Below are 10,527 nucleotides of genomic sequence, written 5' to 3'. Positions count from 1 at the left end.
ATCACGAGATCTCTTCCAGTCAGGCGCGAGGCGAGATCCACGGTGGCGTCGGGGCGCCACGGAACGTCGTCCGTCGGTGGTCGTTCCCCCGACGGCGCCGTCGGATGCTCAAACGCGGGCTTGGGGGTTTCCTCCCAGGGCCGCGGGGTGAGCCCCAGCATGCTGCCTGGGATGCGCAACCCGTCGGCAATCCGGCAGACCACTTCGAACGACGTGACCCGCTGCGCCCCACTGGTGATCGTGGACACCTTGCCCGGGGTGAGCCGGCAGGCCGCGCCGATCCGGTTCTGGGAGAGGCCTCCCCACTTCTTGATCAGGGTGAAGGCGGCAGCGAAGTCATGCTCAGCGAGAGCTCGCCGAACGTCGTCCCGGTTGAGGACGTCGGGTTCGAGCGGGCCGGGGGTGGTGGCTTCCATGTGGGCCGACTTCCGGAGCGATCCTATGCACGCTGGCGCACCTTGTTGGAGTACCAACGAGTGTATTACCGGCTCGGTAACCCCTGCTGGTCATACCGCAGTTGCGCGAATCGGCCGACGCTGGATGAGCGACCCGAACCGAGTAGCGACCCGGGAGACCCCGTGATCAGCAGTACAGATGCCGCAATTGCCGACTGGCTCGCTCGCGCCCACAAGTTCCCGCTGAGGGCGCATGCCGAATGGGCGGAGCGCAGCGTCGCGATGCTGCCGCTCGGTCGCCGGTTCGACGCCGTACGGATTCACGCCGGGATCGTTCACGCCGCAGCCGGCAGCGAGGACCGGGAGGCGGTCGCCGGCTTCCTCGGCGAGCTCCTGCACGGCCCGGTCATCCACGACCCGCACGGTGAGTTCTACGTGCTGGTTCCACCGCAGACGACGGAAACGTGGTCCTCGCCTCTGGCCCGCTGTCTGGGCCGGGGTTCCTGGATGGGAGTACCACGCACGGGTCAAGCCCACTTGTCGTTCGGCCCGTACTGGGCGGTTCCCATGGAGCGGGCCGGCGACCTGTGCTCGCCGCACGCCGGGGCCGAGCTGGTCCGCCTCGGTCATCAGCGGCTTACCGAGGTGACCGGGTGACCGTCAAAGCGATCATCCGCGCAGCGGACTGGACTCTGGGTGCCGATACGGAAGAGGGCGCGCCGCAGGCGCCGCTGCACGAGGTGGAGTGCACGACGTGCGAGGAGAGCTCGGGTTGCTTCACCGGCGAGCGGCTGTCGGTCGAGATCTGGGCCCTCAAGCACACCGGCCTCAACCCGACGCACCGCTCCTTCCGAGCAGTACAGACGTCGTTCTGGCGTGCCACTCCGGCCCCCACCAACCCAATGCGCGAGAGACAAGGCTGATGTCAGACATCATCTCCAGGACGCCCGCAAAGTCGGCAAGGCCACCGTCCGGCAGGCGACGTCCCGGTCAGCCGACCGGGCTGTCGTTTGCCGGCAGGCGCCGCTCAAGCAGCGTCACGCCGTACGAACTTCCGCCCGTGACCCCAGCCTTGAACGGCTGCTCGCCCACCACCTGGTATCCGGCACTCTCGTAATACGTCCGCAGCCGGGGATTCGACGTAAGGCAGTCCAGTCGGCACAGCTCCCGCCCCGCCTCCGCGATCCGCCGCTCGGCGTGCGCGAGCAGGGCTCGCCCGAGGCCGGCCGGGGCGGCCGTGCGGTCGGTCATCAGCCGGTGTACGTACCCGGCGACCGGCGGCTGTACGCCCCACGCCGGTTCGTCGTCCCACCACAGCTCGTACGCCCCGACGGCCACGCCTCCCGCCGCCTCGGCCAGCCACACCTCGCCCTCCTTCATCCGCAGCCGGAAGTGCTCCTCGTCCTTCCCGCCCGGCTGCCACTGCGCTATGCCGCGGCTCCGCATCCAGCGGGCGGCTCCGTCTTGAAGTGCTCTCCAGCATGAATGCGGGAGATTCCTGCCTACCTTGCGGTGGTGAGCTTGACGCGGCGTGCGCGCCTGACGACTGCCCTCCCGGCAGCCGGGATCGCCACGAGGCCGATCCGGTACAGGTGCAAGACGTTCCGGGATGCGTTGTGGTCAGCGTTGCACGACCAGCCGCAGTCGGGGTTCTTGCACATGAACGTGGCTTGGTCTTCCCGGCTGCCGGGTGTGATGAAGCCGCAGGCGGAGCAGCGCCGGGAGGTGTTGGGTGCGGGGACCTTGACGAGGGTGCCGCCCTGGCGGGTGGTCTTATACGTCAGCATGGTGACTGTCCGGCCCCATGCCTCCCCACTGATGGAGCGGTTCAGCCCGGATTTCTGGGCGACGTTCTTCCCCGGTGCCTCGATGGTTCCCCTGGCCGATTTGACCATGTTCGTGATGGTGAGTGCTTCGACCACGACGGTGCCGTACGTGCGGGCGATGACGGTGGTGGTCCGGTGCTGCCAGTCCAGGGCCCGGCGCTTGGCTTTCGCGCGGAGTCCTGAGATCTGGTCGTAGGTGGCCCGCAGCCGCCCGGAGGTGCGTTCTGCGGGGTTGCGGAAGGTCTTGCGGTGTGCGGCCCGCTGCTCCAGCCGGAGCAGCTTGGCCTTTTCCTTGGCGGTCAGCCATTCGTCGTGGTCGTACGTTGTGCCGTCTGAGAGGGCCAGAGGCACGGTGATACCCACGTCGATGCCGACTGCCGGGCCGGTGTGGGGCTCCGGCTTTCGCACGAGGGTCTGGACGCGGAAGGCGATGTGCCAGCCGAGTACGTCTTTGACCAGTCGCGCTCCGGTGATCCGGTTCTCCGCGTTGGCCCGCTTGCCAACCGGCAGGTCCATGGTCCACCGGAAGCGGACCCGGCCCACCTTGGGAATGTTGGCCACGCCCCAGCGTCGGTGCACGCGGGTGATGTTCAGGTCGCGGCCCTGCGGGATGTCCACGGACATCACCGTGCGGAGGCGGCCCTTGAAGTTCGGGGCGTCGGCGCGGCCCTCCCAGCAGTTCTTCCACGCCCGGAAGTACGTCTTGAGTACCGCTTGCGCGGCCTGGGCGGGGAGGACGGCCAGGAAGTCGATGTCCTCGCGGGCCTGCCGGATCGCGGCGTCCGCCCATCCGAGGGTCCGCTTCTCCTTCGGCATCATCTGCCACCAGGCGTGCAGCAGGTTCCACATCGTGCGGGCAGCGTGTGCCTGCTCATTGGTCTGCCGCGAGAGCGCAGGGTCCAGCGCCAGTCGGGCACGGTGCCCTAACTGGTGCTCTCCCAGGAGGAGTTCTTCGCTCACGCGATCACTATATGGTTTGGTTTATGTCACCACGACGGAATCCCTACCCGGACGTGCGTTCGGGTCGTCACGTCGTCTACAACCTTCACGTTCATTTGGTTTTCGTCACCAAGTAACGGCGCGAGGCGTTCACGGACGCCATGCTGGCCAGGTGCGAAGAGATCAAGCGCGAGGTGTGTACGGACTTCGAGGCCGATATGAAGCAGTTCAACGGCGCAGAGGGCCACGTCCATCTGCTCGTGCACTACCCGCCCAAGGAGTACGACACGCACGTACGCCGGTACCTGTGGGGCGGACGCTTCTGGTCAGGCTCCTACTTCGCAGGCTCCTGCGGCGGCGCACCGCTGACCGACGTACGCCAGTACATCGAGAACCAGCAGCGGCCGGCATGAGCCCGTCCGGCCTGGAGACGCAGCGAACTCCGGTGCTTCGCGCCTCCACTCCAAGGACGCCCTTCACCATCCGCCCTGAAGGGCGGAGCACTGGGCGAGATCAGAGGTAGAGGGCGAGACCAGGCCGGTCACGTCATCGTCGTCCGGATACGGAAGTCCACTTGCGTCGTCATGCGGATCACCGTAAGGCTGGCCGGGACAGCCCCTGACCTCGAACCACACCCGGAGTGCCGCCCATGCCGCAGATCACCGTCGACTACTCCGAGCAGCTGGCAGGCGCCTTCGACCGGCGCGGATTCGCGCTGGCGCTGCACCCGCTGGTCGTCGACATCGTCGACACCCAGCTCGCCGCCTGCAAGACACGCTTCCGGCGCGTCGACGAGACAGTGGTGGCCGACGCGGCGACCGGCCACACCCTCGTACACATAGGCATCGCCCTCCTGCCCGGCCGCGCCCCGGAGCTGAAGGCGCAGCTCACGACCGCCGTCCTCGACCTGGTCGCCCAGTACGTCAAGCCGGTCGACGGGACGACCGGTCCGCACATCTCCGCCGAAGTACGCGACCTGGAAGCGTCGTACCGCAAGCGCTGAGTGACCAAGGGGTACGGGGGCATCCGTACGGTATGACTCTCAGCGAGCAGCAGCTCAAAGGGCCCCCGCGCCGCACCCACGTTCCGTGGTGGGCCAAGGTCGCGGGCGTGGGTGCCGTGCTGGTGGCGCTGCTGCTCGTCGGCAGCAGGCTCAGTCTCCTGCCCAGCCTCGACGACGTCTTCGGTGAGGAGACGCACGACCGGTCGGGCCCCGCACTCCTGAAGTCCATCCAGGACATGAGCCGTTACGAGGCGGCCTCCGGCAATTTCCAGGTGGTCGTCGACCTGGAGAAGGACGCCAAGTTCCTCCCCGACGCCATCCGCGGCACGCGCACGCTGTACGTCGGCGCCGGCACCGTCGGCGCGTACGTCGACCTCGGCAAGGTGGGGGAGGGGCAGGTCACCGTGAACGAAGAGCGCACCACCGCGACCCTGCGGCTGCCGCACGCGCGGCTCGGCAAGCCGGCGCTGGACGCCGACCGTTCGTACGCCGTCTCCAAGGAGCGCGGGCTGCTCGACCGGCTCGGGGACTTCTTCTCCGACAATCCGGCCGACGAGCGCGCCGTCAACCGCCTCGCCGCCCGTCACATCGGCGAGGCCGCCGAGGAGAGCGAACTGGCCGCACGCGCGGAGAAGAACACCACCAGCATGCTCCAGGGCCTGCTGCACTCACTCGGCTTCGAGGACGTCACCGTCCGCTACGGCGACGGCGGGCGCTGACCGGGTACGGTTCCCGACGCCGTAGCCAGGGCGGCCAGCCGCACGATGAGATCCCCGAACAGCCCGTCGGCCGGCTCCAGCGCGAGGATGTCCAGCAGGATCCCCGCCATCTCCGCGTCGTACGCCGCACTCACCGCGGCCAGCGCCGCGAAGTCGTGCACCAGCTGCAACTCCAGCTCGGCGCGCGGGATCTCCCGCCCGTCCAGCCAGATCAGGGCCGTCGACTCGGCGAGCGACACCCATGACCGTACGACCATCGCCAGCCTGGCCGGGGGAGCGGTGATGCCGAGGTGCGCGAGGATCTGCTCGTACGCCGCCTGGCGCACCTCGTCGATCATGGCGTTCGTCGTGGAGGAACCGACCGCCGGGCCGCCCCGCATCAGGGCGGAGAAGCCGGGCCCGTGCTCGTCGACGAAGTCGAAGAAGCGCCCCATGACGCGCAACAGCCGTACGCCCAGCGGTCCTTCGCGCGGCTCGACGAACCGCGCGGCGAGCTCGTCGGCGGCCCGCCGCAGCGCGGCCTCGTACAGGCTCTGCTTGCCGGGGAAGTAGTGATAGACGAGCGGCCGCGAGATGCCCGCTGCGGCCGCTATCTCGTCGATCGACACGTCTTCGGGCGAGCGATGGCTGAACAGCTCCAGTGCGACGCTGATCAGCTGCTGCCTGCGTTCCTCGACGCCCATTCTTCGGCGCACCCCGGTCGTCATACGAGCAGCGTAACCGTCGCCGCTCGCTACAGGTCCAGTACCAGCCGGTCACCGTGCGCCCGCGAGACGCAGATCAGCATGGAGTCGTCACGCTCGGAGTCCGTCAGGAGCTCGTCGCGGTGGTCGATCTCGCCCTCCAGGACGCGCTGTTGGCACGTACCGCAGAAGCCCTGCTCGCAGGAGAACGAGACGCCCGGGACCTCGGGGCGGACGGCCGCCAGGACCGTGCCGCCCGCGGGGACGGTCACGGTGCGGCCGGTGCGCCGGAGTTCGACTTCGAAGGCGCCGCCGGTCCCGCCCGAGGGGGCGCCGGGGGTGAAGCGCTCAAGGTGCAGGGTGCAGCCGGCGGGGAGGGCCTCGGTCACGGCGGCCATCAGGGGCTCGGGGCCGCAGCAGTAGACGGCCGTCCCCTCGGCGGCGTCCGCGAGGGCGGCCCGCACGTCGGGGATGCCGTCCGCGTCCTCCGCGACGATCGTCACGCGCTCGGGGGCTGCCAGCTTCTCGATCTCGTCGATGTACGGCATCGAGGCGCGGCTGCGGCCCCCGTAGAGAAGCGTCCAGTCGGCGCCCGCGGCCTCGGCGGCGCGCAGCATCGGCAGGACTGGCGTGATGCCGATGCCGCCCGCGACGAAGACGTAGGACGGCGCTTCGATGAGGGGGAAACGGTTGCGGGGGCCGCGAATCTCCACCTCCGAGCCCTCGTGCAGCTGCTCGTGGACCTCGCGGGAGCCGCCCCTGCCGTCCTCGATGAGGCGGGTAGCGAGGGTGTACGTACTGCGGTCGGCCGGATCGCCGCACAGGGAGTACTGGCGTACCTGGCCGGAGGGCAGGACCAGGTCGACGTGCGCGCCGGGCGTCCAGGCCGGGAGGTCCGCTGTGTCCAGTGCCTCCAGGTGCAGTGCGACGACGCCGTCGGCCGGTTCGGTGCGGCCGGTGACGAGGAGGCGGAGGGAGGCGGGGGCGCGGGAGGCGGCTCGGGTGCCGGATATGGGGTTCTCCAGGGCCGGCATCGGCCACAGCGGGGAGCGCCTGATGCGGCGCCGCAGGGCCCGCTGCGCCAGCAGGGCGGCACCCGTGGCGAGAACGATCGTGCGTACGCGGGGCATGTCAGGAACCTCCGGTGGTGGCGGTCCGGCCGGTGGCAGCCGGTGAGCTCGCGAGATAGGCCACGGCCTGGGCGGTGCTGGCCTCCTGCGAGGGGTGGTACGTACGGCTGAGGTAGCGCGGGACGGAGCGGATGATGTCCCCGGTCGCGGGCAGCACCCCTTGCCGCCCGCCGCGCACCAGATCCTTGAAGGTGGCCTTGCCTTCGAGGAGGGTCGGGTCGTTCTCCATGAAGAACCGCGAGCCGCGCTGCCAGAGGAAGACCAGCGCGGTGAAGGCGGTGGCCCAGGTCCGCACGCGGCGCCGGTAGCTGCCGTCGACGTGCATGAAGAGCTCGAAGGCGACGGAGCGGTGCTCGACCTCCTCCGCGCCGTGCCAGCGCAGCAGATCGAGCATGGTGGGATCGGCGCCGCGCCGGTCCAGTTCGTCCGCGTTGAGCACCCAGTCGCCGAGGAACGCGGTGTAGTGCTCAATGGCCGCGATGATCGCGACCCGCTCCATCAGCCACCACTTGCGGGCCTTGCCCGGCGGAAGGGTGCGGTCGCCCAGGAGCTTTTCGAAGAGCCAGTCGACCTGGGCGGTGTACGGCGTCGGGTCGAGCCCGAGCTTCTTCAGGTGCGGCAGTACGTCGTCATGGGCCTGGGAGTGCATGGCCTCCTGGCCGATGAAGCCGATGACGTCCTCGCGCAGGCGGTCGTCGTGGATGTACGGCAGCACTTGCTTGTAGACGTGTACGAACCAGCGCTCGCCCGCCGGGAGCAGCAGGTGCAGCACGTTGATGGTGTGCGTGGTGAACGGGTCGCCCGGGACCCAGTGGAGGGGCGTGTCGTCCCACGCGAAGGTGACCTTCCGGGCCTTGAGCGGAGTCCGCTCGGACGCGATTGCGGCGGGCGTGGGCCCCTGCGGCGTATTAGACATGGCGTCAATGTACTGACGGGTACGAGTCTGGCAACAGGGTCGTGCGGCGGGTTTCTTCCGGGGGCAAGCCGCCCCGGTTCGGGAACCCGCACCCGCACAGACGCACCGCCTACCGCAGCGCCCCCACCCGCTCCCCGCTCTCCACCCGTCCCTCCAGGTCCGCCTGTGCGCCCGCCTTCGCCCGTACCGCCAGGAGATTGCCGCGTGCCGTGCCCTCCACGCCGCCCGACGTGGTGACCGACCTGAACTGCCCGCTCCCCGCGGCCAACACGTACCAGTTCCCGCCCCGCGACTTCCACAGCACACCCGCCAGCACCCGCGGATCCCGCGCCCCGCACGCCAGCGAGTGCTCGGCGCGCGCCGCGATCGCGCCCGGCGCCCCCTCCTTCGCGGACGGCGCCTGGAACTGGGCCAGCACCCTGCTGCCCGTGCCCCGCCACGTCTCCGCGCGGGTGCAGAGCCAGGCGGCGGTGCCGTTGCCCTCGGGGAGGGACTGCTGGGCGTACGCCCACAGGTTCACGCTGCGCACGCCGTGCGAACGCACCGCCGGCAGCAGACACGCCGTACGCGCCCACCGTGCCCGCTCCTCCGGGCCGCTCACATCGCGCGGCGCGGACGGCGGGCCCGACGTCAGCCGGGCCGGGGCCAGCTCACCGAGGTCGGTCATCAGCCGGGGGCCCGCGTCGTCGCGCAGTTCGAGCGCGTCCCACGAACGGCAGTCGCGCGCCTGCGCCGGACTCGCGAGCGGGTCCGTCACCCCGTCCCGGGACCGCTTCAGGGGCGCCGGGGCCCCGGCCGGGTCGAGCAGGTCCCGTACGGACGCCGTACGCACCCAGGGGGCCGTCAGGTACCGGACGTTGCCGTCCGTGCGCCCCACCACCAGCGCGTTCGCCGCCGCCGCGTCCGCGCCGTCCACGCGCGCGAAGTCGAGCGCCGCGCCCGCCGTGCCGTCCCGGGGCTCGGCGTACCGGACGACGCGCAGACCGTCGTACAGCAGCACCACCCTCGCCCCGTCGATGTCACCCGCGAACAGCAGCTGCGGCGGGCCCATCGGGGGGCCCACCGGCGTGGCGGGCGTCGCGGAGGTCTGCACGGAGGGGCCCGGCCTGGTCCAGACGGCGAGGGCGCGGCGGAGCAGTGCGTTGTCGGAGGCGAGGTTGCCGCGGGCCGGCCAGGCGGAGAAGTCGGTACGGGAGGACCGCTTCCACACCCCGGCCGCGACCCGGACCGTCTTCGACGGGTCCAGCGCACGCTCGGACGCCGGGTTACGGGCATACGCCGGCGCGGCCGCGCCGTCAGGCCCCCACCCCTCTCCCGGCAGCCCGAGCAGCGCCCCGCACACCACCGCGGCGGCCGCCGCGGCGAGCGCGGCCTTGGCGTGCTGCCTGCGCCGCATCAAATCCGTCGGCCTGGCCTGGAGCGAGCACGGGTCGAACTCGGCGGACCCCAGCAGCGCCGCCACGCTCGCGCCGCCGGGAGCCTCGACCCCGTCCGCCTCGGCCAGCGCCGCGTGCGGGTCGGCGGCCCCGGCGGCGGTGAGCAGCTGCGCCACCTCCGCGTCCTGCATACGCTCCAGGCCGCGCAGTACGTACGCCGCGCGGCCGGGGCCGCTGAGGGCCGACAGCCGCTGGTCCAGGGCGAGTTCGTCGGCTCCGCCGGAGCGCGGGAACAGCCGCAGCCCCCACACCTGCGGCAGCAGCGGCGGCAGCTGTGCCCGCTTGGGCCAGGCCTTGCGCCGCAGCGGCAACCCGGCCTCCAGCGCCTGGCGCAGCACCCGCTGCCGTACGTACGCGTACCCCGGACCGGCCGAGGCGCCACCGGGGCGGCGCGGCAGGGGAACGGAGACCCCGGGGGTGCGGCTGCGCGGCAGGGAACGCTGCACGAGCGAATGGGCGGTCAGGACACGGCGGTTGCGGCCGAGGTGCGGCGGCAGCACGAGGTACGCCAGCCGTACCAGCCGGGGATAGTGCTCGACGAGCGCGGCCTCGGCCTGCTCGACGTCGACGGGGGCGACGGGCGCGACGGGTTCGAGGGGCTCGGGGACAGGGCGGCTGGGGACAACATCCTGTGGGCGCACGTTCAGCAAAACGAGCGAATCGTCGGATGGTCACCTCGCGGGGACCCGCCCGGCTCGGCTTTGGGCTCAGCCCGCGATCAGGGGCCCCGGTTCGTCATTGACGGCGAGGGCGCACGCCGTGCCGGACCCAGACATTGGGTTCCACGTACACCGCGTGGTCATGCGTGGTGTCGCAGTGCACCGGCACCAGGGCGCCGGGCACCTCGATGTCGCCGTCGTGGTCGAAAGGGAGGCTGGTCCAGTGCCGCCACTGGGCCAGGGATCCGCTGATCGTCATCGATGCGGGAGCGACCTTCTTGATGGTGCCGCCGGCTTTGACGTGGACGCGCAGCCAAGGGTCGGCCGGCAGCCCGTCAGTGCGCCGTTGGCGGAGGTATTCCGCCAGGGGGGCGCGTGGTTGCAGGTGCTTGGCCGTCGGGCGGACCGGAGCCAGAAGGTGGTCGTGGCCCTGCCGGCCGACCGCGTCGCGCAGCGCGGACAGCATGCGGTAGGACAGACCGCGGCCGAGGTACCCGGAGTCCACCGTTATTTCGAGCGCGCTGGCCGTCGTCGGCGGGTGGCCGCGACGCTGGTCGCGGAAGGCCCACACCAGTACCCGGTCCCATCCCCGTCCGGCATCTCCTCACGACCGTCCAGCTCGGCGTTGAAGGGCACACTGAACCGTTCCTAAAGACTGAGCGGGAGTGAGTCCTGTTGCCAGGCCCCGTGCTCAGCCGAACGCCCCGAACGGTTTTGGGCGTTCTGGTCTCCCGCGTTCGCTCCGCGTCCGGGCGGCACGGATCGTGTCCGTGGTCCGGGAATGCGGGGGCGGGTTTCCTCACGCCCAAGAGCACGCCGGC

At 70.8% G+C, this 10,527-nt stretch carries 10 protein-coding genes and 4 pseudogenes; 5 read left to right on the top strand and 9 right to left on the bottom strand.

Annotation, left to right across the window (positions count from 1 at the left end; genetic code table 11):
* Positions 1-416, bottom strand: a 416-nt coding sequence (locus tag J7E89_RS37415) for a helix-turn-helix domain-containing protein (protein ID WP_214980594.1), incomplete at its 3' end; no start/stop codon positions are given.
* Positions 417-578: 162 nt separating this feature from the next.
* Between J7E89_RS37415 and J7E89_RS37410 the strand changes: the two genes are divergently transcribed.
* Positions 579-1,052, top strand: coding sequence for a hypothetical protein (locus J7E89_RS37410; RefSeq protein ID WP_214980593.1), 474 nt, complete (start codon positions 579-581; stop codon positions 1,050-1,052).
* Entirely contained in the window at positions 1,049-1,318 is a 270-nt protein-coding gene (locus tag J7E89_RS37405) for a hypothetical protein (RefSeq protein WP_214980590.1), read from the top strand. Before J7E89_RS37410 ends, J7E89_RS37405 begins: the two co-directional genes overlap by 4 nt.
* Before the next feature lie 67 nt (positions 1,319-1,385).
* Here the strand turns inward: J7E89_RS37405 and J7E89_RS37400 are convergent.
* A pseudogene (locus J7E89_RS37400) lies at positions 1,386-1,865 on the bottom strand (GNAT family N-acetyltransferase); the annotation flags it as partial.
* Between the two features lie 32 nt (positions 1,866-1,897).
* Positions 1,898-3,181, bottom strand: coding sequence for an RNA-guided endonuclease TnpB family protein (locus J7E89_RS37395; RefSeq protein ID WP_214980587.1), 1,284 nt, complete (start codon positions 3,179-3,181; stop codon positions 1,898-1,900).
* A 23-nt stretch (positions 3,182-3,204) separates the two neighbouring features.
* Here J7E89_RS37395 and tnpA point away from each other — a divergent pair.
* The 3 genes and pseudogenes from tnpA to J7E89_RS37380 all read left to right on the top strand — a co-directional run bounded on the left by tnpA (position 3,205) and on the right by J7E89_RS37380 (position 4,882).
* A pseudogene (gene tnpA, locus J7E89_RS37390) lies at positions 3,205-3,573 on the top strand (IS200/IS605 family transposase).
* A 236-nt stretch (positions 3,574-3,809) separates the two neighbouring features.
* Positions 3,810-4,163, top strand: a complete 354-nt coding sequence (locus J7E89_RS37385; RefSeq protein ID WP_214980585.1) for a 5-carboxymethyl-2-hydroxymuconate Delta-isomerase — start codon at positions 3,810-3,812, stop codon at positions 4,161-4,163.
* Positions 4,164-4,195: 32 nt separating this feature from the next.
* Entirely contained in the window at positions 4,196-4,882 is a 687-nt protein-coding gene (locus J7E89_RS37380) for a DUF4230 domain-containing protein (RefSeq protein WP_214980583.1), read from the top strand.
* On the opposite strand, the gene J7E89_RS37375 is transcribed toward J7E89_RS37380, so the two are convergent.
* The 6 genes and pseudogenes from J7E89_RS37375 to J7E89_RS41520 form a co-directional block, all read right to left on the bottom strand.
* Positions 4,861-5,589, bottom strand: a complete 729-nt coding sequence (locus tag J7E89_RS37375) for a TetR/AcrR family transcriptional regulator (protein ID WP_214980581.1) — start codon at positions 5,587-5,589, stop codon at positions 4,861-4,863. The two genes, J7E89_RS37380 and J7E89_RS37375, sit on opposite strands and share 22 nt — an antisense overlap.
* Positions 5,590-5,615: 26 nt before the next feature.
* Entirely contained in the window at positions 5,616-6,695 is a 1,080-nt protein-coding gene (locus J7E89_RS37370; RefSeq protein WP_214980579.1) for a PDR/VanB family oxidoreductase, read from the bottom strand.
* A 1-nt stretch (position 6,696) separates the two neighbouring features.
* Positions 6,697-7,611 (bottom strand): metal-dependent hydrolase, encoded by a 915-nt coding sequence (locus J7E89_RS37365; protein WP_214980578.1) that lies wholly within the window; start codon positions 7,609-7,611, stop codon positions 6,697-6,699.
* Positions 7,612-7,720: 109 nt separating this feature from the next.
* Entirely contained in the window at positions 7,721-9,688 is a 1,968-nt protein-coding gene (locus J7E89_RS37360) for a hypothetical protein (RefSeq protein ID WP_214980577.1), read from the bottom strand.
* 94 nt (positions 9,689-9,782) lie between these two features.
* A pseudogene (locus tag J7E89_RS37355) lies at positions 9,783-10,342 on the bottom strand (hypothetical protein).
* A gap of 12 nt (positions 10,343-10,354) precedes the next feature.
* Positions 10,355-10,527 (bottom strand): annotated as a pseudogene (locus tag J7E89_RS41520) (transposase); the annotation flags it as partial.

The organism is Streptomyces sp. ISL-100 (assembly GCF_018614615.1).
Lineage (GTDB): Bacteria > Actinomycetota > Actinomycetes > Streptomycetales > Streptomycetaceae > Streptomyces.
The sequence above is the reverse complement of the archived record's forward strand: the minus strand, read 5'-3'. Positions and strand labels throughout refer to the sequence as shown.